The 23,327-nt window shown below is 72.5% G+C and carries 18 protein-coding genes; 14 read left to right on the top strand and 4 right to left on the bottom strand.

Features of this window, described 5'->3' with window-relative positions; all coding sequences use genetic code 11:
* Positions 1-76: 76 nt before the first annotated feature.
* The 13 genes from B0I32_RS38030 to B0I32_RS37970 all read left to right on the top strand — a co-directional run bounded on the left by B0I32_RS38030 (position 77) and on the right by B0I32_RS37970 (position 15,317).
* Positions 77-1,627 carry an ABC transporter substrate-binding protein gene (locus B0I32_RS38030; RefSeq protein WP_106247964.1) on the top strand — a complete coding sequence of 517 codons (1,551 nt, stop codon included), beginning with the start codon at positions 77-79 and terminating at the stop codon, positions 1,625-1,627.
* The gene (locus B0I32_RS38025; RefSeq protein ID WP_106247962.1) at positions 1,624-2,589 is read left to right on the top strand and encodes an ABC transporter permease; all 966 of its coding nucleotides are present in this window, start codon (positions 1,624-1,626) and stop codon (positions 2,587-2,589) included. Before B0I32_RS38030 ends, B0I32_RS38025 begins: the two co-directional genes overlap by 4 nt.
* Positions 2,586-3,416, top strand: coding sequence for an ABC transporter permease (locus tag B0I32_RS38020; protein WP_245956274.1), 831 nt, complete (start codon positions 2,586-2,588; stop codon positions 3,414-3,416). Before B0I32_RS38025 ends, B0I32_RS38020 begins: the two co-directional genes overlap by 4 nt.
* Positions 3,413-4,312 carry an N-acetylmuramic acid 6-phosphate etherase gene (gene murQ, locus B0I32_RS38015; protein WP_106247960.1) on the top strand — a complete coding sequence of 300 codons (900 nt, stop codon included), beginning with the start codon at positions 3,413-3,415 and terminating at the stop codon, positions 4,310-4,312. Before B0I32_RS38020 ends, murQ begins: the two co-directional genes overlap by 4 nt.
* A gap of 37 nt (positions 4,313-4,349) precedes the next feature.
* The gene (locus B0I32_RS38010) at positions 4,350-5,513 is read left to right on the top strand and encodes an anhydro-N-acetylmuramic acid kinase (RefSeq protein ID WP_106247959.1); all 1,164 of its coding nucleotides are present in this window, start codon (positions 4,350-4,352) and stop codon (positions 5,511-5,513) included.
* On the top strand, positions 5,510-6,568 hold the full coding sequence (locus tag B0I32_RS38005; RefSeq protein WP_106247957.1) for a serine hydrolase domain-containing protein: 1,059 nt from the start codon (positions 5,510-5,512) through the stop codon (positions 6,566-6,568). Before B0I32_RS38010 ends, B0I32_RS38005 begins: the two co-directional genes overlap by 4 nt.
* On the top strand, positions 6,565-8,154 hold the full coding sequence (locus B0I32_RS38000) for an ABC transporter ATP-binding protein (protein ID WP_106247955.1): 1,590 nt from the start codon (positions 6,565-6,567) through the stop codon (positions 8,152-8,154). Before B0I32_RS38005 ends, B0I32_RS38000 begins: the two co-directional genes overlap by 4 nt.
* 44 nt (positions 8,155-8,198) lie before the next feature.
* Positions 8,199-8,627: a winged helix-turn-helix transcriptional regulator gene (locus B0I32_RS37995; protein ID WP_106247953.1), complete on the top strand. Its 429-nt coding sequence runs from the start codon at positions 8,199-8,201 to the stop codon at positions 8,625-8,627.
* A gap of 9 nt (positions 8,628-8,636) precedes the next feature.
* Complete coding sequence (locus B0I32_RS37990) at positions 8,637-9,380, top strand: carbon-nitrogen hydrolase family protein (RefSeq protein WP_106247952.1); 744 nt, start codon at positions 8,637-8,639, stop codon at positions 9,378-9,380.
* 138 nt (positions 9,381-9,518) lie between these two features.
* Positions 9,519-10,169, top strand: coding sequence for a sensor domain-containing protein (locus B0I32_RS37985; protein ID WP_106247950.1), 651 nt, complete (start codon positions 9,519-9,521; stop codon positions 10,167-10,169).
* Between the two features lie 121 nt (positions 10,170-10,290).
* On the top strand, positions 10,291-11,550 hold the full coding sequence (locus tag B0I32_RS37980) for a DUF559 domain-containing protein (protein ID WP_219912212.1): 1,260 nt from the start codon (positions 10,291-10,293) through the stop codon (positions 11,548-11,550).
* 3 nt (positions 11,551-11,553) lie between these two features.
* Positions 11,554-12,201: a hypothetical protein gene (locus B0I32_RS37975; protein WP_106247949.1), complete on the top strand. Its 648-nt coding sequence runs from the start codon at positions 11,554-11,556 to the stop codon at positions 12,199-12,201.
* Entirely contained in the window at positions 12,198-15,317 is a 3,120-nt protein-coding gene (locus tag B0I32_RS37970; RefSeq protein WP_106247947.1) for an ATP-binding protein, read from the top strand. The genes B0I32_RS37975 and B0I32_RS37970 overlap by 4 nt, the downstream gene beginning before the upstream one ends.
* A 53-nt stretch (positions 15,318-15,370) precedes the next feature.
* Here the strand turns inward: B0I32_RS37970 and B0I32_RS37965 are convergent, their stop codons facing one another.
* On the bottom strand, positions 15,371-19,201 hold the full coding sequence (locus B0I32_RS37965; protein ID WP_106247946.1) for a S8 family peptidase: 3,831 nt from the start codon (positions 19,199-19,201) through the stop codon (positions 15,371-15,373).
* 155 nt (positions 19,202-19,356) lie between these two features.
* Between B0I32_RS37965 and B0I32_RS37960 the strand changes: the two genes are divergently transcribed.
* Positions 19,357-20,166: an alpha/beta fold hydrolase gene (locus B0I32_RS37960; RefSeq protein ID WP_181308247.1), complete on the top strand. Its 810-nt coding sequence runs from the start codon at positions 19,357-19,359 to the stop codon at positions 20,164-20,166.
* 10 nt (positions 20,167-20,176) lie between these two features.
* On the opposite strand, the gene B0I32_RS37955 is transcribed toward B0I32_RS37960, so the two are convergent.
* From B0I32_RS37955 to B0I32_RS37945, 3 genes are read right to left on the bottom strand one after another with little or no spacing between them, the layout of a single operon-like run.
* The gene (locus B0I32_RS37955; RefSeq protein ID WP_106247944.1) at positions 20,177-20,998 is read right to left on the bottom strand and encodes a carbohydrate ABC transporter permease; all 822 of its coding nucleotides are present in this window, start codon (positions 20,996-20,998) and stop codon (positions 20,177-20,179) included.
* Positions 20,995-21,912, bottom strand: coding sequence for a carbohydrate ABC transporter permease (locus B0I32_RS37950; RefSeq protein WP_106247943.1), 918 nt, complete (start codon positions 21,910-21,912; stop codon positions 20,995-20,997). Before B0I32_RS37950 ends, B0I32_RS37955 begins: the two co-directional genes overlap by 4 nt.
* Complete coding sequence (locus B0I32_RS37945; protein WP_106247941.1) at positions 21,909-23,273, bottom strand: extracellular solute-binding protein; 1,365 nt, start codon at positions 23,271-23,273, stop codon at positions 21,909-21,911. The genes B0I32_RS37950 and B0I32_RS37945 overlap by 4 nt, the downstream gene beginning before the upstream one ends.
* Positions 23,274-23,327 lie beyond the last annotated feature (54 nt).

The following is a 23,327-nucleotide window of genomic DNA, read 5'->3' as shown; positions in this document are numbered from 1 at the left end:
CACCCCATGCTGGAAAGAAAGTACCTGGATGGTATGGTCTGCGTAATTTTATGACCTACTGTTCTGAGGAGACCATATGCCCCGTGGCGCCTTCTCCGCGGTCGGCATCGCCGCTGCGCTGTCCCTCGCCCTCACCGCCTGCTCGTCCTCCTCGGGCGCACCGTCCGGGCCGGCGTCCGGCACCGGAGCGGCGGGCGGCGCGCTCGTCGTCGGCGTGACCTCCGACCCCGACACGCTCTTCCCCTGGAAGGCCACCCAGTTCCAGGCCGTCAACGTGCTGCAGAACCTGTACGGCACGCTCACCGAGTTCGACAAGGACCTCAACGTCGTGCCCGGCCTGGCCGAGTCCTGGGAGACCTCGGACGACGGTAAGAAGCTCACGCTCAAGCTGCGCCAGGGCGTGACGTTCGCCGACGGCAGCGCGTTCGACTCCAAGGACGTCAAGGACTCCCTCGACAAGATCATGGACGAGAAGACCGCGGCCGTGGCCCGCGCCTCGCTCTCGTCGGTCAAGTCGGTCGAGGCGAGCGGCCCCGACACGGTCGAGCTGGAGCTGAGCGGCCCCGACGCCGCGCTGCCCGCCAACCTGGCCACGGTCAACATGGCCATGCTGTCCTCCGACGACACCGAGGAGAAGCTCAACGCCACGCCCAACGGCACCGGCCCGTTCACGCTGGGCAAGCGGGTGCCGAGCCAGTCGATCACGCTGACCAGGAACGACAAGTACTGGGGCGCCGAGAAGCCGAAGCTCGCCTCGGTCGAGTTCCGGGTGATCCCGGACGAGTCGTCCATCGTCTCGGCCATGCAGTCGGGCAACGTGCAGCTCGCGGTCTTCAACGACCCGCTCGTCGCGCAGACCGCCGAGGGCGGCGGCACGATCCAGGTGGCCAAGACGCCGCAGCTCAACTACCACGCGCTCCAGCTCAACGCGCAGCACGGCGACCTCAAGGACGTCAACGTGCGCCTGGCCGTGCAGTGCGCGATCGACCGCAAGCAGGTGCTCGACACCGCCGCGCTCGGCGAGGGCGAGGTGACGGGACCGATCACCGCCCCGGCGTTCAAGTCGGACCCGAACAAGCGCCCCTGCCCGGCCCGCGACCTCACCAAGGCGGCCGAGTACCTGGCCAAGGCCGGCAAGTCCGGCGGCGTGACGATCAAGACGATCGTCTCCCAGGGCGAGTACGCCACCTCCGTCAACGAGGCGCAGAACCTCAAGGCCCAGCTCGCCGAGGCGAAGATCACCCTGGACCTGGAGGTGCTGGAGTCCGGCGCGTTCGTGGACCGCTGGGTGGCGGCCGACTTCGACGCGGCCGTGGCGCTCAACGGCGGGCGCCCCGACCCCGACGGCTCCTACGGCCGTTACTTCACCAGCAAGGGCAACCTGAACAAGGTCGCCGGCTACAGCTCCCCCGAGCTGGACGAGCTGTTCCAGCAGGGCAAGGCGACGACCGACCAGGCCGAGCGCAAGGCCATCTACGAGAAGGTCGGCGCCGAGCTGGAGAACAACGCCGCCTGGATCTGGCTGTTCGCCGGCTACACCTACACCGCCACGACCTCCGGCGTGCAGGGCTTCGTGCCGATGGCCAGCGGCTCGCTGCAGTACCTGCGGACCACCTCGGTCGGATGACGATCCTGCGCAACCGCGTCCTGCGGCGCGTGGCCGAGACGCTGGGCATCCTGTTCGGGGTGGCCGTGTTCGTCTTCGTCATGCTCAGGGCGATCCCCGGCGACCAGATCACGGCCGGCCTCGGCACCGAGGCCGCCGCGCTCACCCCGGCCCAGCGGCAGGCCCTGGAGCAGTACTACGGCCTGGACCAGTCGCTGGTCACCCAGTTCTTCTCGTGGCTGGGCAACATGTTCACCGGCAACTTCGGCTACTCGGCGCGCTCGCAGCAGAGCGTGCTGGAGCTGACGCTGCACTCGCTGCCGGTGACGTTCGAGCTGGCGGTGTTCTCGATCGTGCTGGCGCTGCTCATCGGGGTGCCGCTGGGCATGCTGGCGGCCTCGCGGACGAACTCCGTCCGCGACGCCGCCGGCCAGGTGGTGAGCCTGGCGGGGCTGTCGATCCCGGCGTTCCTGCTGGCCACGACGCTGCTGTCGGTCTTCGCCGCGTCGTTCGGGTTCAACCCCAACGGGCAGGGCTTCGCCACGCTCGTCGACGACCCGCTGCTCAACCTGCGGCAGATGCTCCTGCCCTCCCTCGTGCTGGGCTTCGGCATCGCGGCGCCCATCCTGCGCACCACCCGCACGGCGGTGCTGGAGGTGCGCTCGAACGACTTCGTGCGCACCGCCCGCGCCAAGGGCGTGCCGGAACGGCGGCTGCAGATCAGGCACGTGCTGGGCAACGCGCTCGTGCCGATCGTGACCATGACCGGGCTGCAGTTCGGCTACCTGCTGGGCGGGGCCGTCGTGGTCGAGCAGATCTTCTCCGTGCCGGGGATCGGCCGGCAGGTGCTGCTGGGGATCCAGCAGAAGGAGTACGCGGTCGTGCAGAGCACCGTGCTGGTGATCGCGCTGGCGTTCGTCCTGGTCAACCTGCTGACCGACGGGCTCTACCGGCTCATCGACCCCCGGGTGAGGGCGTCGTGAGCGGCCTGCTGCGGCGCAGCCCGATAGGGCTGGCCGGCGTGGTGATCCTGGCGCTGCTGGCCGTGGTGGCGGTGCTGTCGTACCTGGGGCTGCTGCCCTACGACCCGGTCGCCCAGCATCCGCCGGCGCGTTTCCTCGCGCCGTCCGGCGAGCACCTGTTCGGCACCGACCAGTTCGGCCGCGACGTCTTCTCCCGGGTGGCGGCCGGCGTGGGCAACTCGGCGCTGATCGCGGTGGTCGCGGTGGCGTTCGCGACCGTCGTCGGCACGCTGGGCGGGCTGGTGTCCGGCTTCTACCGCGGCCTGGCCGACGGCGCCATCGGTGGGGTGACGAACGTGCTGTTCGCCTTCCCGCCGCTGCTGCTGGCGCTGTCGCTGGCGTCGGTGCTGGACCGCAACTGGTTCACCATCGCCGTGGCCATCGCCATCGTGTACGTCCCCATCTTCATCCGGGTCACCCGCGGGCCCGTGCTCTCGCTCAGGGAGATCGAGTACGTGAAGGCGGCCGTCTCCACCGGCCTGAGCCGCTGGCAGATCATGCTGCGTCATGTGCTGCCGAACATCACCTCGATCATCGTCATCCAGGTCGCGCTGTCGCTGTCGTGGGCGGTGCTGACCGAGGCGTCGCTGAGCTTCCTGGGCCTGGGCACCCCGCCGCCGGCGCCGTCGCTCGGCTCGATGATCTTCGAGGCGCGCAGCCTGGTGTTCGTGGCCCCCTGGACCCTGATCGCGCCCGGCGCGGTCGTCGTGCTGCTCGTGGTGGGTCTCAACCTGCTCGGCGACGGCCTGCGCGACACACTCGACCCCCGGAACCGAGGGAAGCGGTGAACCTCTCAGAACTGACCACGGAGTCGGCCGATCCGCGCTTCGCCGGCATCGACGTGATGAGCGTCGGCGAGCTGGCGGCGACGATGAACGCGGCCGACGCCACCGTGCCCGCGGCGGTCGCCGCGGCGCTGCCCAGCATCACCGCGGCCATCGAGGCGGCGGCCGCGCGCATGGAGACCGGAGGCCGGCTCGTCTACGTGGGCGCCGGCACGCCGGGCCGGCTGGGCGTGCTGGACGCCTCCGAGTGCCCGCCGACGTTCTCGACGCCGCCCGAGCAGGTCTTCGCGATCATCGCGGGCGGCGAGAGCGCGATCGTCGCCCCCTGTGAAGGGGCCGAGGACGACGAGGAGGCGGGGGCGGCGGCCGTGGACGCGGCCGGGATCGGGCCCCTGGACACCGTGGTGGGCATCGCCTCCAGCGGGCGGACGCCGTACGTGCTGGCCGCCGTGCGGCGGGCCCGCGCGCTGGGCGCCCTGACCGTGGGGCTGTCGTGCAACGCCGGCTCGCCGCTCGGCCAGGCGGCCGAGCACGCGATCGAGGTGCTCGTCGGGCCCGAGGTGATCAGCGGCTCGACCAGGCTCAAGGCGGGCACGGCGCAGAAGCTCGTGCTCAACATGTTCTCGACGATCGTGATGGTGCGGCTCGGCAAGACGTACGGCAACCTCATGGTCGATGTGAAGGCCAGCAACGGCAAGCTGCGCGAGCGAGCCGTGCGCATGGTGCGCACGATCACCGGAGCGGGACGCGAGGAGGCGCTGGCGGCGCTGGACGCCAACGGCTTCAACGTCAAACAGGCGGTCGTGGCCTCCCGCTTCGACCTTTCACCACAGGACGCGGCGGCGCGGCTGGACCGGGCCGGCGGACGGCTGCGCACGGCACTCGGGGAGCGGGCATGACGGCACGGTGGCTGCGGACGGCACTCGGGGAGCGGGCATGAGGATACTCGGGATGATCTCCGGCACCTCGCACGACGGGATCGACGTGGCCGTGGTGGACTTCGAGCTCGTCGGGAGCGTGCTCGAAGGCCGGGTCGGGCACACGGCGAGCACACCGTACCCGGACGAGCTGCGGGCGCGGCTGATCGCGGCGCTGCCGCCCGCGCCGACGACGCTGGCCGAGGTGTGCGAGCTCGACACGCTCATCGGACAGAGCTTCGCCGAAGCCGCCGCCGCGGCCGTCGCCCAGGGCGGGCCCGTCGATTTGATCGTCTCCCACGGGCAGACCGTCTACCACTGGGTCGAGGGCGCGCACGCGCTCGGCACGCTGCAGATCGGCCAGCCCGCCTGGATCGCCGAGCGTACGGGCGCGCCGGTGCTGTCCGACGTCAGGATCAGGGACATCACGGCCGGCGGGCACGGCGCGCCGCTGGTGTCGGTGCTGGACGGGCTGCTGCTCGGCGCGCACGAGGGCGGCGCGGGAGCGCTCAACCTGGGCGGCATCTCGAACATGACCGTGCTCCGCGACGGCTCGCTGCACGCCTACGACATCGGCCCGGCCAACGCGCTGATCGACGCCGTGGTGACGAGCAGAGGGCTGAACCCGCGCGGCTTCGACGAGGACGGGCGGATCGCGGCGTCGGGCCGGGTGGACGAGAAGCTGCTGGCGGAGCTGCTGGACGAGCCGTACTACCGGCTGCCGGCGCCGAAGAGCACCGGCAAGGAGCTGTTCCACCTGGGCTACGTGGACGCGGCGGTGGCCAGGACCGGCTCGGCCGCCGACGACGCCGGGCTGGTGGCGACGCTGACCGAGCTGACCGTGCGCACGGTCGCCGCGGACGTGCGGGCCGCCGGGGTGGGCACGCTGGTCGTCTCCGGCGGCGGCTGCCGCAACCCCGTGATCATGGACGGGCTGCGGACCGCGCTGCCCGGCGTGCGGGTGGCCCCCTCCGACGACTTCGGCGCGCCCGCCGACGACAAGGAGGCGATCGCGTTCGCGCTGATCGGCTGGCTGAGCGCGCACGGCCTGCCCGGCACGGCGCCCGGCGGGACGGGAGCCGCCGGCCCTCGAATCCTCGGCACGCTGACGCCCGGCGCCGGCCCCCTGGTCCTGCCCGCGCCGCTCGGCGAACCGCCACGGTCCCTGGTGCTGGCCCGATGACGGCTCCCGAGGGCACGAAGCCCGAGCACACGCCGCCGCCGGGGCTGGTCATGGCGGCCCGAACGCCGTGGTTCGACCTCGACGAGTACGCCGGCTACCGCACCGTGCGCCCCGACGACCTCACCGGCGTGGACCCGATGGCCCCGGAGACGTACCACGACCTCGCCTCCGTCACCAAGGTCATGGCCACGACCACGATGCTCATGCGGCTGGTGTCCGACCGGCTGGTGGACCTGGACGCGCCGCTCAGCGCGTACCTGCAGCGCTCGTACGAGGCGATCACCGTGCGGGACCTGCTGCTGCACCGCGGCGGGCTGTGGGAGTGGTGGCCGCTCTACATCGCGCCGCAGCTGCCGCCGCCCCGCTACCGGCCCGGCCGCGCCCGGCACTACTCCGACCTGGGCTTCGTCCTGCTGGGCCGGATCATCGCGGCCGTCACCGGGCTGCGGCTGGACCGGGCGCTGGCCGAGCTGGTCACCCGGCCGCTCGGCCTCACCTCGACCACGTACGCCCGCCCGGCCGGCTCGGAGGCGGCCATGAGCGCCCTCGACGACCGGGTCGAGATGACCATGCTGGACACCGGACGGCCGTACCCGGTGCCCTACCGCAGCACGGACTTCGCCCGCTGGCGCGCGGAGCCGGTGATCGGGCAGGTCGCCGACGGCAACGCCTTCCACGCCCTCGACGGCGTCTCCGGCCACGCGGGCCTGTTCTCGACGGTGCCCGACCTGCTCAGGTACGGGGCCGCGCTGTCCAGGTACGAGGACTACGACCACCTGTGGCGGCCCTCGGTGGCGCGGGAGTTCTTCGCCCCCGGCCCCGACCAGGAGCAGGCGCTCGGCTTCCGCCGCTACGCGCTGGAGCTGCCCGGCGAGACCGTCACCGTGCTCGGCCATCCCGGCTACGTGGGCTGCGCGGTCGGGTTCGTGCCCGGCCGTGACATCGCGCTCGCGCTGGCCTCCAACCGGCTGCTCGCCGAGGGCGCGCCGACGCCCACCGACGCCCTCTGGGCCGACCTGCTGCAGGCCGTCTCCCACCGATCGAGGACCGCATGAGCCCGCTCCTGGAGATCCGCGACCTCTCGGTCGCCTTCCGCACCCGCAGGCAGGACGTCACCGTCGTCAGGAACGTCTCGATGGAGATCCTGCCCGGCCAGACCGTCGCGGTGGTCGGCGAGTCCGGCTCGGGCAAGTCGACCACGGCCGCGGCGGTCAACCGGCTGCTGCCCGGCAACGGCCGGATCACCGGCGGCCAGGTGCTGTTCGACGGCCGCGATTTGGCCAGGGCGAGCCAGCGCGAGATGACCGCCATCCGCGGCGCGGGCATCGGCCTGGTGCCGCAGGACCCGATGTCGAACCTCAACCCGCTCATGCGCATCGGCGACCAGATCGCCGAGGCGCTGGAGGTGCACGGGGTCGCCACGGGCAGAGCCGCCCGCGCCCGCGTGGTGGAGCTGCTCGACCTGGTCGGCATCCCCGACCCGGAGCGGCGGCTGGCCCAGTACCCGCACGAGTTCTCCGGCGGCATGCGGCAGCGCGCGCTGATCGCCATGGGGCTGGCCTGCCGGCCGAAGCTGCTCATCGCCGACGAGCCGACCTCCGCCCTGGACGTGACCGTGCAGCGGCGCATCCTCGACCAGCTGGAGCAGCTCACCGCCGAGATGGGCACGGCCGTCTTCCTCATCACGCACGATCTGGCGCTGGCGGCGGAGCGGGCCGACGTGGTGGCGGTCATGTACCAGGGGGAGATCGTGGAGACCGGGCCCGCGGCCGGCATCCTCGCCGATCCCGGCCACGACTACACCCGGCGGCTGCTGAAGGCCGTGCCCAGCCTGTCCTCGGTCCGCGTCGCCGAGCCGCCCGCCGAGAGCGGGGACCTGGTCGTGGTGGAGGGCCTGCGCAAGGTGTTCCCCGTCCGGGGCACCGGTGAGGAGTTCACGGCGGTGGACGGGGTGTCGTTCACCGTCCCGAAGGGCCGTACCGTCTCGATCGTGGGCGAGTCCGGCTCGGGCAAGTCGACGACCGCGAACCTGCTGCTCGGCCTGGACGAGCCGACCTCGGGCAGCATCCGCTTCGACGGCACGGACACCGCCGGGCTCGGCCGCCGGGAGCTGTTCGCCTTCCGCCGGCGGGTGCAGCCGGTGTTCCAGAACCCGTACGCCTCCCTCGACCCCCGCTACACCGTCGAGAAGTCGATCACCGAGCCGCTGCGCGTGCACGGCGTCGGCACCGCGGCCGAGCGCCGGCGGACGGCGGCCGAGCTGCTGGAGAAGGTGTCGCTGCCCGCGTCGATGGGCGAGCGGCTGCCGCACGAGCTGTCCGGCGGGCAGCGCCAGCGGGTGGCCATCGCCCGCGCGCTGGCCCTGTCGCCCGAGCTCGTCGTGCTCGACGAGGCCGTCTCCGCGCTGGACGTGCTGGTGCAGGCGCAGATCCTGGAGCTGCTCGCCGGGCTGCAGCGCGAGCTGGGGCTCAGCTACCTGTTCATCAGCCACGACCTGGCCGTGGTACGGATGATCTCCCACGCGGTGCACGTCATGCGCGGCGGGCGGATCGTGGAGAGCGGCGCCACCGAGGAGATCTTCGACCGTCCCTCGGACGACTACACCCGCGAGCTGCTCGCCGCGATCCCCGGCACCCGGTAAGTTGGAAATCCGAACTTTGTCGTAGGAGGCCAGGAGGCGCCCTCATGCCCAGGCAATGCTCGATCGCCAACGCGCTGGCGGTCGTCGGCGAACGGTGGAGCCTGCTGGCCCTGCGGGAGATCTTCCTGGGCGTGCGGCGCTTCGACCAGATCGCCCGCAACACCGGCGCCAGCCGCGACATCCTCACCACCCGGCTGCGCAAGCTGGAGGAGACCGGCCTGCTGGAGCGCCGCCTGTACGAGACGCACCCGCCGCGCCACGAGTACGTGCTGACCGAGTCCGGCCAGGCGCTCAACTCGGTGCTGCTGACGCTCATGTCCTGGGGCGACCGTTACGTCACCGAAGGCGAGCCGCCCGCGGTCTGGGAGCACAGCTGCGGGGAGGTGCTGGAGCCGGTCACGGTGTGCGCGGCCTGCCACGAGCCGGTCCGCATCCAGGACCTGACCCCCCTCCGCCTCGCCGTGCCCCAGTAGCCGGGCCTCATGAAGATCCTCCTGGTCCAGCCCCCGCACTGGTCCCCCGACGGGCACGCCAACTTCGACGCCGTCGAGGAGCTGCTGCCCTCCCCCGCCGGCGACGTCGTGCTGCTGCCCGAGCTGGCGGGCGCCGGCCTGCCCCGCGCCGACTACCTGGCCAGGGTGCGCGCCCTGGCCGAGGGCTCGGGGGCCGCCGTCGTCGGTGGCTCCCACTACGACGGCCCGAGCGGGGGCGCCGTCAACAGGGGCGCGGTGTTCGACGCGGGGGGCCGGCTGCTGCTGGAGTACGACAAGGTGCATCCGTACGGGCTGGAGCTGCGCAACGGCGTGCGGCCCGGGCTGCCGAGCGCCGGGTTCGAGCTGGCCGGCCGCCGCCTGCACGTCTTACTCTGCGCCGACCTGTGGTATTCGGCCGGCCTGGCCGGTCACGACGCCTTCGACGCGGTCCTGGTGCCCGCCTTCTCCGTCACCTGGTGGGACGGCCCCGCGCCGGCCAGGGAGCTGTGGCAGCACATGAGCGTGGCGCGGGCGTACGAGTTCATGACGTACGTGGCGGTCAGCGACTGGCACCACGAGACCACGTACCAGGGGCATCCGTGCGCGGGCGTCACCGGCTTCGCCAACCCCTGCCCGGAGACGCACACCGGCTTCTTCACCGGCCCGCCCGACGCGCCCGTCTCCTCCTTCGACCTCGACTTCGCCCGCCTGGACGCCTTCCGCCACGACCGGGCGGCACGCGGCTTCGGATAGGGCCCGCCCGCCGCTTCGGGTAAGGCCCGCCCCCATCCCCCGCCGCACCGCGCGCGGCTTCGGTAGGGACCGCCCTACCTCCGATCGTGCCGTGGGCAGGCTCGTGGCGGCGGGGGGCCGGTCCGTAGCGTTCCTGCCATGACCTCCCTCCGCCGCCGCCTGGCCACCGACACCCGCTACGCCCTGCTCGGCCTGCCCGTGGCCATGGCCCACTTCTGCGTCGCCGTGGCCGGGATCGCGGCCGGGGCAGGCGGGGCGGTCGCGTTCGTCGGCCTGCCCATCCTGTCCGGCGCCGCCGCCGTGGCCAGGAGCCTGAGCGACGTCGAACGGGTCGCGCTGCCGGGCGTGCTCGGCCGCTCCGTCGCCCGGCCCTCCTACACCGCCGTCCCCGCCGGGGCCGGCTGGTTCCGCCGCCTGATGAACCCGCTGACCAGCGGCCAGGCCTGCCTCGACCTGCTGTACGGCATCGTCGCCTTCCCGTTCTCGCTGGCCGCCGCCGTCGTGACCCTGGTGTGGTGGGCCGGGGCGATCGCCGGGCTGACCTTCCCCGTCTACGGCTGGATCCTGGCCCGGATCCCGGGGAACGACCGCGCCCTGCCCGAGCTGCTCGGCCTCGGCACCGGCGACCTGGCCTTCATCGGTGTCAACACCGCCGTCGGCGTGCTGTTCGCGCTCACCCTGGTGCCGGTCGTCCGGACCGCGGCCCTGGTCAAGGCGTCCCTCGGCCAGGCCATGCTCACCCGCGCCTCCTACACCCCCGCGGGCGTCGCCGGCCTGACCGCCGGATGACGCCTGCGCCGGCTTCCTCGCTGAGGTGACCGCCGGACGACTCCCGCTCCCCCGCTGGGCTGAACGTCGGGCAGGCGGTATACACCGTCACGGAAGCCGAATCAGCAGGGGCGGTGGTGTCGTGCGGGTGTGGTCCGATCTGCCGGTCGGCCGGGTGGTGCGGCTCGACGTGGACGCCGACGCCGTGGCCCTGAGCCTCGACCCGCTGCCGCCGGGGGCGCCGGCCATCCTCACCTACCGGCCCGGGCTCGCCGAACTGCTGGACGACGCCCGTACCGTGGCCGGTCTGGTCGCGTCCGTCCTGCGTGAGCTGGACGCGGCGGCGCTGGCGCTGTTCCCCGCCTGGCTGCCCGGAGCGGCCGGCATCGACGGCCCCGGTGGCGCCGGGCTGCGTGCCGTGCGGTCGCTGGCGCTGCGCAGGGCGTCCAGCGGCGAGCACTACGGCCCGTTCCTGGCCGAGCTGGCCGAGCGGGCCCTGGCGGGCGGGCCCAGCGGGTTCCCACCGGAGGTGCGGGCGGCGGGGCTGGCCAGGGTGCTGGCCGGCAGCTACGGCAGGAGCGCGGCCGCCGTCCTGGTGCACGTCCCCGACGGGCTCGGGGCCGGCGCGCAGGAGGTGTTCGTGGCGGGGTGCGAGTGGCTGGCCCAGCGGGCGAAGGCGGGCGTGTGGCTGACGGGCGCGCCCCTGGACGCCGTCGACCGGGTCCCGGCCGTACGACCGCGCCTCACCACCGGGCCCGCTGGGACCGGCGCTCCGGCGGCCCGGTCACCGCCCTCCGGCGCCCCAGCCGCCGGGCCCGGCGCGCCCGGCGAGGCGCGGACGAGCGGGGCGCGGACGAGCGGGGCGCGGACGAGCGGGGCGCGGACGAGCGGGGCGCGGACGAGCGGGGCGCGGACGAGCGGGGCGCGGACGAGCGGGGCGCGGACGAGCGGGGCGCGGACGAGCGGGGCGCGGACGAGCGGGGCGCGGACGAGCGGGGCGCGGACGAGCGGGGCGCAAGCCGATGGGGGTCGGCTGGGGTATCCCGCGATCGCCGGGCGGCCGCATCCCGGGAGTGCCGCTGAGCTGGCGCTGGAGGCGGCGCTGGCGCGGTGCGCGTGGGCGTCGGGGCGGGCCTGGAACCAGACGTACCTGCCGCATCCGCTGGCCGCCCCGATCCGGCTGGACCTGCTGTGGGAGCGGGAGCGCTGCGTGGTGGAGATCGACGGCCCCGACCACAGGGGCGCCGCCAAGTTCGCCGCCGACCGGGAGCGGGACGTGCTGCTTCAGATCGACGGTTACGCCGTGCTGCGCTTTCTCGATGTTCAGGTACTGACCGACATCGAGACCGTGCTCCGCCGGATCGCGCAGTTCCTGCGCGGCCGCCGCGGAACGGAAGGATGACACATGCCGCACAACGGGCTGTCGCTTCCCGACTTCGCCGCACTGCTGGTGCTGGCCGTCGAGGCCGGGGAGGTCTCCAACAGCGAGCTGAAACAGCGGCACAGGCTGACGATCGACGGCGAGCGGCGGCGGCGGCTCAACGAGCTGAAGCTGGTGGAGAGCCGGCGGCCGGGCCGGGGGGCGTACCTGCACGTGCTGACGGACGAAGGCTGGGCGCGCCTGGCCGAGGATCTGCGGGCGGGCGCGGTCCCGCCGCAGACGGGGTCCTCGGGCGCGATCGCCCGCGCCCTGCTGGACTGGCTGCCGCGCTACCTGGAACGCAGCAACCAGAGCCTGGCCGACGTCTTCTACCCCGGCGACGAGGAGGAAGAAGGAGCGGAGCCGCCGGGCGACCTGGAGTCCCGCATCCGCCGCGCCTACGTCGGACTGGCCGCGCGCCCCGGCGCGTGGGTCAGCCTCACCGACCTGCGCGCGCTGCTGGCCGACGCGCCCAGGGCCGCCGTGGACGAGACGCTCGTCCGGATGGAGCGGCTGCCCGACGTCAACCTCGTCCCCGAGTCGAACCAGAAGACGCTCACGGAGGAGGACCGCGCGGCGGCCGTGCTCATCGGCGAGCAGCACAAGCACCTGCTCTGGATCGGCAGGCCATGACCGGCGGCGTGCAGGATCTCGCCGCGCTGAGCTTCAACTACACCGAGAGCGCCGACGACGTGTGGCACCGCTCGGACTACCACGTGGAGGGGCTGCACGGCGCGTCCACCCGGATCGTCCTCGACGGCCTGGCCGAGGCGGCGGGCCGTCCTGACGCCAGCCCCATCGGCGTGGTCGTCCAGGGCCAGCGCGGCACCGGCAAGACGCACCTGCTCGGCTGGGTACGCGAGCAGGCGCAACAGCAGGGCGGCTACTTCGTCCTGGTGGGCCTGCTGGACGCCAAGGGCTTCTGGGAGAGCACCGTGGTGTCCATCCTGGACAGCCTGTCGCGCCGCAGGGAGGACGGGCAGGTCCAGCTCGCGGTGCTGCTCGACCGCCTGGCCTCGATGGCCGGGCTGTCGCGGATGTCCAGGCGCGCGATCACCGGCAGGCGGGCCGTCACCCGGGAGGAGCTGGACCTGTTCGTGACGGCGCTGCGCCGCCTGGATCCGCGGGCCGGACGGGAGTGCCAGGACACGGCGCGGGCGCTGGTGCTGCTGGCCGGCGACGACCTGGGCCTGCAGGACCTGGGTGAGGCGTTCCTGTCGTCCGCGCCCGAGGGCGAGGCCGGTGAGCGGGCCCTGTGGGGCATCCGGCAGGTCGGCAGGACGCCGCAGGAGATCGTCAGGGACGTCTCCCGCCTGATGGCGCTCACCGGCCCGACGATCATCGCGGTGGACCAGATCGACCCCCTGGTCGCCCAGTCCTCCACGCCGACCAGGGGCGCCGCCCGCGACCCGGGCGAGACGGCGATGATCGAACGCATCGCGGGCGGGCTGATGGCGCTGCGCGAGGTCACCCGCAGGACGCTGACCGTGGTGACCTGCATCCCGGCGACCTGGGCGCTGGTCGAGGACGTGGCGGTGGACACCGTGCGGGATCGGTTCAGGCAGGCGGTCCAGCTCATGACCATCCCGGACGCCGAGACCGCGAGGGCCCTGGTCGCCCGGCGGTTCGAGGTGCAGTACGGCGAGGCCGGGATCAAGCCGCCCTATCCCACCTGGCCGGTGCGGCCGGAGGCGTTCGCCCGGGCGCCCGGTTTCACCCCGCGCCAGCTCCTCATCGCGATCGACCGGCACGTCCGCGCGTGCCTGGCGGACGACGAGGTACGGGAGCTGACCGCGTTCACCGCCACGCCGGCGGCCCAGGACGGCCCTCCGGCCCCGTCCGCGACGCCCGGCGTTCCCCCCGACGACCTGCGCGCCCTGGACGCCCGGTTCGCGGAGCTGCGCGACAGCGTCCCCGCGCCGCGGATCGACCAGGTGAGCGAGGACGCCATGATGCCCGCGCTGCTGGCGGCCGGGCTGTCGGCCTGGATCGCCGAGCAGGGCGGGCCTGGGGTGGCGTTCAGCGTGGACCCGCCGCCGAGCCCCAAGCCGCCCCTGCACGCGCGGCTGCGCCGGACCCTGGACGAGACGAGCGAGGACGAGGTCCACTGGGCCTTCCGCGCGGTCACCGCCGGGCACGGCAACGCGGCGCTGAACCGCATCCGCAAGGCCTCCGTGGCGGCCGGCCTGGACGCGGAGGTGCCGAAGCGGCGGCTGTTCCTGCTGCGCAACGCGCCGTGGTCCAAGGGGGCGGCGACGCGGGCGGCCATCGCGGCGTTCGAGCAAGCCGGCGGCCGGACCCTGCGGGTGGGCGAGGACGATCTCCGGGTGCTGGGCGCGCTCAGGTCGCTGCTCGCCGAGAACCCGCCGCACCTGGCGGGCTGGCTGGCGCGGCGGCGGCCGACGGCCTCGGTCTCGTTCCTCACCGAGGCCCTGACCGACGCCTGGAGCGTTCCCGTCCGCGAACCCCGTCCGGCGCAGGCGAGCACGCATCACCGGGACGCGGGAGCGTCCGGGACGCGGGTGCCGTACCTGGCGCTCGGGCGGCGGATGGCGGATGGCTCGCCCGTGAGTGTGGCGCTGGAGGCGCTCAGGAAGCACGTCACGATCTTCGCCGGATCGGGCTCGGGCAAGACCGTGCTGATCCGCCGCCTGGTCGAGGAGTGCGCGCTGTCGGGCGTCCCCGCCATCGTGCTCGATCCGAACAACGACCTGGCCAGGCTGGGCGAGCGCTGGCCCGAGCCGCCGCCGTCCTGGGAGGAGGGCGACGCGCGCCGGGCGGAGGAGTACCTGGCGGGCACGGACGTGGTGGTCTGGACGCCGGGCCGGGCGGGCGGCCGCCCGCTGAGCTTCCAGCCGCTGCCGGACTTCGCCGGTCTGGCCGGCGATCCGGACGAGTTCGCCGAGGCGGTGGAGGCCGCGGTCGCGTTCATCGCGCCGCGCATCAGGCTCGACGCGAACACGAACAAGGCGCAGCTCGGCCAGGCGGTGCTGCGCAGGGCGCTGGCGTACTACGGGCTGCGCGGCGCGACGAGCCTCAATGGGTTCGCGGCGCTGCTGGCCGACCTGCCCGACGGCGTGAGCGAGCTGGCCGACGCCCAGCGCATCGCGGCCGGTCTGGCCCAGTCGCTGACCGCCGCGATGGACAACGATCCGCTGTTCGGCGGCGCCGGCACCCCGGTCGATCCGGCGCTGCTGGTGACCCCGCCGGAGGGCAAGCGGACGCGGGTGTCGGTGATCAGCCTGGTCGGGCTGCCCTCGCCGGAGCAGCGGCAGAGCTTCGTGAGCCAGTTGCAGATGGAGCTGTTCGTCTGGTTCAAGCGGCATCCGGCGCAGGACCGGCCGCTGGGCGCGCTGCTGGTCATGGACGAGGCGCAGACGTTCGCGCCGGCGACGGGGGCCGCGGCCTCCACCCGCAGCACGGTGCTGCTCGCCTCCCAGGCCCGCAAGTACGGCCTCGGCCTGGTCTTCGCCACCCAGGCGCCGAAGGGGCTGCACAACCACATTCCCGGCAACTCGGCCACGCAGTTCTTCGGCCTGCTGAACGCCCCGATCCAGATCTCCGCCGCCAGGGAGATGGCCCGGTCGAAGGGCGGCGACGTGCCGGACGTCTCGCGGCTGAGCTCGGGCGAGTTCTACGTGGCGACGGAGGGGGCCGCCCCGGTCAAGACGCGGATCCCCATGTGTCTGACCAGGCATCCCCGATCGCCGCTGACGACGGAGGAGGTCATCGAGAAGAGCCGGGCCTGAAAACCCTTCCGGGGGAGGCCGCGCACGGCACTCCCCCGGAGGTTTCGAGCAGGTCAGCGCATGGCGTAGGCGCGGATCACCTCCGTCGCCAGCGTGTGCCCCTTGACGTCGGAGGCGTTCAGCCGCAGCGAGACGAACCCGGACGGCGAGCGGTCGAGCGTGGTCTCGTAGGCCCGCTGGCCCTTGGCCCGCAGCCGGGCCGGCTTCCAGGTGGCGCCGTCGTCGTACGACACCTCCAGCGCGACGTCCTTGATCGCGCTCTGCTCCGCGCCCTCCTGGTGGCGCAGGGACAGGCCGAGCTTGCGCGACCTGGCCTGGTTCTTCAGGTCCACCGGCGCGTCGAACGTGGCCGTCAGCAGCGGGATCACGGCCGGTTCAGCCGCCCGCTCGGAGTCGAACGTCCACACGCTGCGGGTCCGCTTGGACAGCTTCGCCCAGCCGGCCTCGTTGGCCACGTCGTACTCGATCCGGTACGTGCCCTTCTCCGCCGGCAGCGTCCCCGACCCCTTCGGCAGGTAGTTCGTCTGCCACAGCAGCGCGTCGCCCTGGTAGAGCCGGAAGTCGGTCTTCAGCCCCTGCTCGAAGTCGCTGGTGTAGGCCTCGCCGTAGTTGCCCTGGGCGTCCACGAAGCCCTGCATCGAGACGAACAGCTCGTCGCCGTCCCTGCGCAGCGGGTTGCGCGGATTGATGCCGGGCAGCAGCGGCTGCTTGAGCACGGTCTGCTCGGCCCGCTCTCCTGCCTTGTACGGCCGGAACTCCGGCGACGACAGGGACACCCGGGCCGTGTCGGGGTGCGGCCACATGGTGTTGTAGTGCCGCTCCGGCGTGCCCGCCGAGGTGCTCCACCGCAGGTCGGGGTCGGGAGTGATGTAGTCCGTACGAGTCCGCGGCGTCTTGGGCATGGGATGGTTCGTCGAGATCGACAGGTTGTCCCACGGCTCGAAGACGTAGCGGGCCTCGTTGACCGTCACGTCGTCGGCGAGCTGGCTGTGGAAGCCGGTCTCGATCCTGGCCAGCGACTTCGCGCGGACCACGTACTTCAGCGAGTCGCGGACCCGGCCCTGCTCACGCAGGTAGAGGTCGTAGACGTACGGGCTGGCCGAGATGCCCTTGGCCACGATCGGCACGGGCAGGCGGCGCAGCCGTTCGACCAGCTTCAGTCCTTCCTCGTGGGTCAGCCGCACGGTCGGCACGCTCAGCTTGACCTTGTTGCCGCCCGTGGTGACGTCGGCGCCCGGCCTGTCGCTGTAGACCGCGACCATCGCCGCCCCGGCCGCGGCGGCGGCGTTGGACTGGGTGGAGACGGGCACGCCGTCGGTGCGGCGGATGACGGCCAGCTTGCCGCGCAGGTTACGGGACCTGATCTCGCTCTCCGAGCCGCGCCCGGCGTCCACGGCGAGCAGCAGCCTGGTGCCGTCGAGGCGCGGGTACTCGGTGGAGAAGTCGCTGAACTGGACCGGGTCGACGTACTGGGGGTCCAGCTTCAGCCCGAGGGTGGTCAGCGTGATCTCGGGGGCCTTGAGCCGCCAGCGGGTGGAGACCACGAACGTGCCCTTGGTCACCTTCCGCGTGGGCTGGACGAACAGGCGCTCCTCGATCTGCCCGCCGGGGGTGATCGTGGTGCCGCCGCGCAGCGCGGTGCCCTGCTCGCCGGCGCGGTACCACTGGAGGGCCGCGGCGGCGCCGGTGTTCCGCTTGGTCTTGTGGTCGGGCGTCTCGATCTTCACCTCGACCGCCTTGCGGGCGTCCAGCACGACCTCGGTGTTCTCGGTGATCTTCATCTCCGGGTCGCCGAGGAGGCTCTCGTTGAGCGGCTTGCCGGTCTCGGTGCTGTCCTGGGTGGCGGGCATCGTGAAGACGTGGCCGAGCACGGAGTAGGTGCCGGGCTTGACCAGCAGGCAGGTGCCCGAGCCGTACTTGGCGTCGGTGCAGGGCTGCTCGGGTGAGCCGGGCAGGACCCGTCCGACCAGCGTGCCCTCGTCCAGGTTCAGCACGGTGAAGCCGCCGCGGGCGGTGCGGCCGTCTCTGGCGATGCCGCGGACGCGCAGTTCGACCCGCTTGTCCTCGACGTTCGCCGTCAGCAGCGTGCGCACGCCGGACGCGGTGAGCTCCTGGCGCAGCGATCCGGTGGTGTCGGCCTTGACGGTGACCTTGGCCTCGGCTGTGCCGCCGGCGGGGACGGTGAGCTCGGCCGGTTCGACGCTGAACGCCGCGCCGCTGGACAGCTTCAGCGCGGCGGGCGCCTGGCCGAGGTTGTGGTAGCCGACGGTGAGGGTCTTCTCCTCGCCCTTGGTGAGGCGGCCGAAGTTGAGCGACCCGGCCGACGCCACGACCGTGCTCTTGAGCGCGGCGGAGACGTCGACGCGGCCCGCGCCCTGCGCGTCCACCGGGATGCCGGCGCCCGGCTGGGCGGAGGCCATGAGCAGGGACTTCAGCTCGCCGCCGGTGATCCCGGGGCGGGCCTGGCGCAGCAGCGCCGCAGCCCCCGCGACGTGCGGGGTGGCCATGGAGGTGCCGGACATCGTGGCGAGCCCGCCGCCCGTCCTGGCGGCGGAGATGTCCACGCCGGGGGCGGTGACGTCGGGCTTGACGGCCCCGTCGGCGATGATCGGGCCCTTGCTGGAGAAGTCGGCGAGCTTGTCCTGCTTGTCCACCGCGCCGACGGTCAGCGCCTCGGGGGCGTCGCCGGGGGTGCCCACGCACGAATCGCAGCCGTCGTTGCCCGCGGCGACCACGAACAGCGTCCCGTACTGGCGGGTGAGGGCGGAGACGGCGTCGGTGAGCGGGCCGCCCGCCTCGGCGCTGCCCAGGCTCATGTTGACGACCTCGGCGCGCTTCTCGCCGGCCGCCCACTCCATGCCGTCGATGATCCACGAGAGCTGGCCGTAGCCGTCGGCGGCCAGCACGCGGCCGTTGAGCACCTTGGCGCCGGGCGCCACGCCCTTGCCGCCCCCGGCGTCGGTGCTCGCGCCGGTGCCCGCGATCGTGGCGGCCACGTGGGTGCCGTGGCCGTGCGGGTCGCCGGCCGCGTTCTCGCCGGTGAAGTCGCGCTGGTCGGCGACCTTGCCGGCCAGGTCGGGGTGGGCGGCGTCCACGCCGGTGTCGAGCACGGCCACGGTGGTGCCGGTGCCGTCGTACCCGGCGGCCCACGCCTCGGGCGCGCCGATCTGCGGCACGCTGTCCTTCAGCACCGGCTCCACCTTGCGGTCGAGCCAGATCTTCGTCACGCCGGCCAGCGGTCCCGCCGCGCGGGCCTGCGGCGACGGCGAGGCCAGCTTGGCCAGCTCCGCCCCGAACGCGCCCGCGTCCGCCGCGGCCACCGACACGCCCGCGCCGCCGATGCTCTCCAGCGCGCGGACCTGCTTGGCCGCCGGGATCGCGGCCTTGGTCGCGTTGGGCGGGTAGGTGAGGATCAGCGGGATGTCGGCGCCGTAGGCCTGCTCGGCCAGGGCGGTCACGTTGAACAGCTCGGCGTCCAGCCGTCCTGGGACGAGCGTGGCGACGTCGTCCGGGATGACGGTCACCCCGCGCTCCGACTCCAGCACCTGGAACGTCGGCACCGAGCCGTCCGCGCGGGGCGCGGGCGTGACCGTGACGGTCCTGTGCTCGCCGTCGAGCGCGCGCACCTGGACCTGGTCACCGGTGATCAGCGTGATCTCGTCACTCGCCGGCGCGGGCGTGAACGCCCCGGGCGGTGCGGCCGTGGCGGTCACGGCGGTGGCGTTCAGGGCGGTGGTGTTCAGGGCGGCGGTGTTCACGGCGGATGCGGTCGCGGCCGGTGCGGTGGCGGCGTGCGCGCCGGGAACCGCGAGCGCCGAGGCCGCCATCACCGCCGAGGCGGCCATCACCGTCCCTCGCCTCACCCGGCTTAAGCCACGCAGCATGGACGACCTCCCAAGAATCGGTAAGCACGAATACCGCATTCCTAGTCATCCTGATCTGCGGTGTCTATGAGATCGCCATGGCTAGAACCCGACTTGTCGTATATCCGCCAGCCGAAGTTGGCGGCCGGTCCCCGCCCGTCTACAGTTGGCGCACCATGGACTCCGGAATGCTCGACGTCCCGGGCGCGCGCCTCTACTACGAGGTCCGCGGCTCAGGGCCGGTGCTGCTCGTGATCCTCGGCGGCGGCGCCGACGCCGCGATGGCCGCGCCCATGGCCGAGATCCTCGCCGGGCGCCACACGGTGATCACCTATGACCGGCGCGGCGCCGTCCGCAGCCCGCTCGCCGGGCCGCCCACCGAGCAGCGGATCGAGGAGCACGCGGACGACGCGCTGCGCCTGCTGGAGGCGGCAGGCGCCGGCCCGGCGGACGTGTTCGCCACCCATTCGGGCGCCCTGATCGGCCTCGACCTGCTGGCCCGCCGCCCGTCCTCGGTGCGGCGGCTGGTGGCGCACGAGCCGCCCGCCTTCGACCTGCTGCCCGACGCGGCCCACTGGCGGCGGATGACGCGGGAGGCGGTGGAGGTGTGCGAGCGTGAGGGCGTCGGACCGGCGATGCGCAAGCTCGGCGAGGAGACCGGCGTCACCGCGCCGCCCGAGCCCGACCCCGGGCTGCCGCAGTGGGTGCGCGACATGCTGGGCCGGATGACGGTCAACATGGAGACGAGCTGCCGCTACGAGCTGCGTCCCTTCTCCGCCTACGTCCCCGACGCGGAGGCGCTGCGCGCGGCTCCGGTCGTGCCGGCGTACGGGGCCGAGACCAAGGGCAGGCTGATGCACCGCGCCACGCTGGCCGTCGCCGGGCTGCTCGGCCGCGAGGCGGTGGAGCTGCCCGGCGATTACGTCGGCTATCTGCGCAGCCCGGCGGAGTTCGCCGAGGCCCTGCGCGCCCAGCTGGCGGCGTGAGCCGCGGCCCCTACCCCTTCACCGATCCGGCGAAGTTGAACGAGCCGGCCAGATACTTGTTGACCGCCACGTACAGGATCACCGCCGGGGCCGTGTAGAGGATGGAGAACGCGGCCAGCTGGCCGTAGGCGACCTGCCCGTACTGCGAGAAGAAGGTGTAGATCGTGACCGCGGCCGGCTGCTTGTCCGGCGTGTCGAGCAGCACGAACGGCGCGAAGAAGTTGCCCCACTGCCCGACGAACACGAAGATGGCCACCACCGAGATCCCGGGAGCCATCAGCGGCCCCACCACCGAGCGCAGCGACTGCACCCAGCCGGCGCCGTCCACCCAGGCGGCCTCCTCCAGGCTGATCGGCACGCCGTCCATGAAGTTCTTCATCATCCAGATCGAGAACGGCAGCGAGCTGGCGGTCAGGAAGAGCACCATCGCCGGCACCGAGCCGTACAGGTTGAACCGGAAGAACATGGCGTAGACCGGCACGAGGATCGCCGTCACCGGCAGGCCGGTGGTGAACAGCAGGGTCAGCATGAAGTGGCGGCGGTACCGCAGCTGGTAGCGCGACAGCGGGTAGGCCGCCAGCCCGGCCACCAGCACGGTCAGGATCGCCGTGGAGCCGGAGATGACCACCGAGTTGATCATCGGCAGGATGATCGTCTCCCAGGTCAGCACCGCGGTGAAGTTGTCCAGGGAGAACGCGAGCGTCGGCGTGGCGGCCAGCGTCGCCTCCGGCTGCACGGAGGCGATCACCACCCAGAGGAACGGGCCGACGAAGGCCAGGGCGATGACGAGGAGCGACAGGTTGGCCGCGCCCCTCGCGGCTAGTCTCGTCACGCGTCCTCCGTTTTGATCAGCCGCAGGTAGACCAGCGAGAACAGGGCGCCGATCACCAGCATCACCAGGGCGATGGCCGAGCCGTAGCCGATCTCGAAGTAGCGGAACGCCTGCTCGTACATGTAGAGCGGGGTGGTCTGGCTGGCCGTGCCGGGCCCGCCGCCCGTCAGGGCGTAGATGAGGCCGAAGCTGGCCAGGGTCTGCAGGGTGATCAGCATCAGGTTCGCCATGATGGAGCGGCGGATGAGCGGCAGCGTGATGTGCAGCAGCCGGCGGGCCGGGCTCGCCCCGTCCACCGCGGCGGCCTCCACCAGGTCCGCGGGCACCTCCGACAGGGCCGCCGAGTAGACCAGCATGGAGAAGGCCGTGCCGCGCCAGACGTTGGCCAGGATGACCGCGAGCATGGGGGCGGTGTAGAGCCACTCCTGCGAGACGCCGAGCACGGTGTTGAGCGTCCCGTCCTCGGCCAGGAACGAGAACCAGCAGGCCGCCGCCACGACCTCGGGCATCACCCAGGCGGCGATGACGACGCCGTTGACGACGCTGCGGGTGACCCGGCCCCGCCCGCGCATGAGGAGCGCGATGATCAGGCCCAGGGTGTTCTGGCCGATGACGGCCGAGCCGATCACGAAGATGAACGTGAGCAGGAAGGAGTTGATGAAGTTCGGGTCGCCGAAGAGCTTGACGAAGTTGGCCACGCCGACGAACTGGGAGTTCACCGAGGCCGAACCGGTCAGGGTCTCGTTCGTGAAGGCGATGTAGACGCTCCACAGGATGGGACCCGCGAGGAAGATCGCCAGCAGGACCAGCGCCGGGCCCAGCGGGAGGAGCCAGCGCAGGACCCGCCGCCGCCGCGACGGGCCGCCGGCCGGCGAGCCCGTCACGGACGGGGAGGGAGCGGTGGCGACCGTCATCGTGCGAGGACCTTGTCCGGGCCGCCGACGACGGAGGGCAACGCCTTGGCGTAGGCCGCGGTGGCCTCCTCAGGCGTCTGGGCGCCGGTGGTGACCGCCTCCATGGCCTCCTGGATCTGCGCCGACACCTTCGGGTACTCCTCGTACGCCGGCCGGTAGTGCGTCACGGACGCCAGGTCGGTCCAGAACTTCACGCTCGGGTTGTCGGCGCTGTACTTCGGATCGGCCGCGACGTCCTTGCGGGGAGCCAGGTCGCCCGTGCTCACCGAGTACGTCATGGAGTTCTCCTTGTTGGTGGCGACCGTGATGAAGTCGAACGCCTCCTGCTTGAGCTTGGTGTAGGAGCTCATCGCCATGACCCAGCCGCCGGACATGCTGACCGCGCCGGGCTCCTCGCCGTTCTGCGTCGGCATGGGCGTCCAGCCGAGCTTGTCCTTCCACTCGGGCCACGGCTTGGTGCTGGTCGGCTTCCACGCGCCCGAGGCCCAGGCGCCGTCCAGGGCGATGCCGAGCTTGGCCTTGGGGAACCACTCCCAGTTGATCTTGTCGGCGAGCTTGGCGTTGTGCGCGTCGGACAGCTTGGGGCCGAGGTTCTCGCGGTAGATGGTGTTGATGAAGGTCAGGGCGTCGGTGAAGTTCTTGCCGCCGGCCACCCACTTCTTCTGGGCGTCGTCGTACAGGGTGCCGCCCTGGGTGCCGTACAGGAGCATCTCGAAGCCCTGCATGGTCGACGCCTCGCCGTGGATCTTCGTGGAGTACATGCTGAACGGGATGGCGTCCGGCACCTTCTGCTTGATCGTGCGGGCGGCGGTGAGGACGTCGTTCCACGTCTTCGGCTCCCACGGGACCGGCAGGCCGGCCTTGGTCAGGACGTCCTTGCTGTACCAGAGGCCGCGGGTGTCGGTGCTGATGGGCACGCCGTAGATCTTGCCGTCGCCGCCCTTGGCGGCCTGCTTGACCGAGTCGGGGAACTGGCTGCTCCAGTCGGGCCACTTGGCCAGATAGTCGTCGAGCGGGGCCAGCTTGCCGGCCGCGACGTCCGCGTTGACCTGGAACGTGTCGTGGAAGTAGACGTCGGGCGCCGAGTCGGGCGAGCGGTTGAGCAGCGCCAGCTTGGTGTAGTACGCCTCGTTGTTGCCCTGCACCGGGGTCAGCTTGAGGGTGATGCCGGGGTGGGCGGCTTCGTACTGCTTCTTGGCGTCGGTGAGCATCTTCTCCAGATGCGGCCACGTCGGCTCGACCTTGTAGAGGACTTCGAGTTCCTTGGCGCCGGAGGAGCTCTCCGGGGCGTCGCCACCTCCGCAACCGGCTGCTGTCAGCGCTGTCAAAAGCAGGAGGGATCCGGCCAGCTTGGGTCTCATCAGGGCTCCCCTGTGTTTCCTTCGGGTTGCGGAGAAACGTAAATCTATTTGATT

Origin of the sequence: Nonomuraea fuscirosea (genome assembly GCF_003001935.1) — a bacterium.
Classification (GTDB): domain Bacteria; phylum Actinomycetota; class Actinomycetes; order Streptosporangiales; family Streptosporangiaceae; genus Nonomuraea; species Nonomuraea fuscirosea.
Note: the sequence above shows the minus strand (reverse complement) of the source record. Positions and strands in the feature narration are given on the sequence as shown.

Excerpts from the sequence above, each read along its gene's own strand:
- B0I32_RS37960 (WP_181308247.1), top strand. The coding sequence starts at position 19,357 with ATGGACTCCGGAATGCTCGACGTCCCGGGCGCGCGCCTCTACTACGAG.
- B0I32_RS38000 (WP_106247955.1), top strand. The coding sequence starts at position 6,565 with ATGAGCCCGCTCCTGGAGATCCGCGACCTCTCGGTCGCCTTCCGCACC.
- B0I32_RS37950 (WP_106247943.1), bottom strand. The coding sequence starts at position 21,912 with ATGACGGTCGCCACCGCTCCCTCCCCGTCCGTGACGGGCTCGCCGGCC.
- B0I32_RS37975 (WP_106247949.1), top strand. The coding sequence starts at position 11,554 with ATGCCGCACAACGGGCTGTCGCTTCCCGACTTCGCCGCACTGCTGGTG.
- B0I32_RS37970 (WP_106247947.1), top strand. The coding sequence starts at position 12,198 with ATGACCGGCGGCGTGCAGGATCTCGCCGCGCTGAGCTTCAACTACACC.
- B0I32_RS37995 (WP_106247953.1), top strand. The coding sequence starts at position 8,199 with ATGCCCAGGCAATGCTCGATCGCCAACGCGCTGGCGGTCGTCGGCGAA.
- B0I32_RS37965 (WP_106247946.1), bottom strand. The coding sequence starts at position 19,201 with ATGCTGCGTGGCTTAAGCCGGGTGAGGCGAGGGACGGTGATGGCCGCC.
- B0I32_RS38010 (WP_106247959.1), top strand. The coding sequence starts at position 4,350 with ATGAGGATACTCGGGATGATCTCCGGCACCTCGCACGACGGGATCGAC.
- B0I32_RS37990 (WP_106247952.1), top strand. The coding sequence starts at position 8,637 with ATGAAGATCCTCCTGGTCCAGCCCCCGCACTGGTCCCCCGACGGGCAC.
- B0I32_RS38025 (WP_106247962.1), top strand. The coding sequence starts at position 1,624 with ATGACGATCCTGCGCAACCGCGTCCTGCGGCGCGTGGCCGAGACGCTG.
- B0I32_RS37945 (WP_106247941.1), bottom strand. The coding sequence starts at position 23,273 with ATGAGACCCAAGCTGGCCGGATCCCTCCTGCTTTTGACAGCGCTGACA.
- B0I32_RS37985 (WP_106247950.1), top strand. The coding sequence starts at position 9,519 with ATGACCTCCCTCCGCCGCCGCCTGGCCACCGACACCCGCTACGCCCTG.
- B0I32_RS38005 (WP_106247957.1), top strand. The coding sequence starts at position 5,510 with ATGACGGCTCCCGAGGGCACGAAGCCCGAGCACACGCCGCCGCCGGGG.
- B0I32_RS38030 (WP_106247964.1), top strand. The coding sequence starts at position 77 with ATGCCCCGTGGCGCCTTCTCCGCGGTCGGCATCGCCGCTGCGCTGTCC.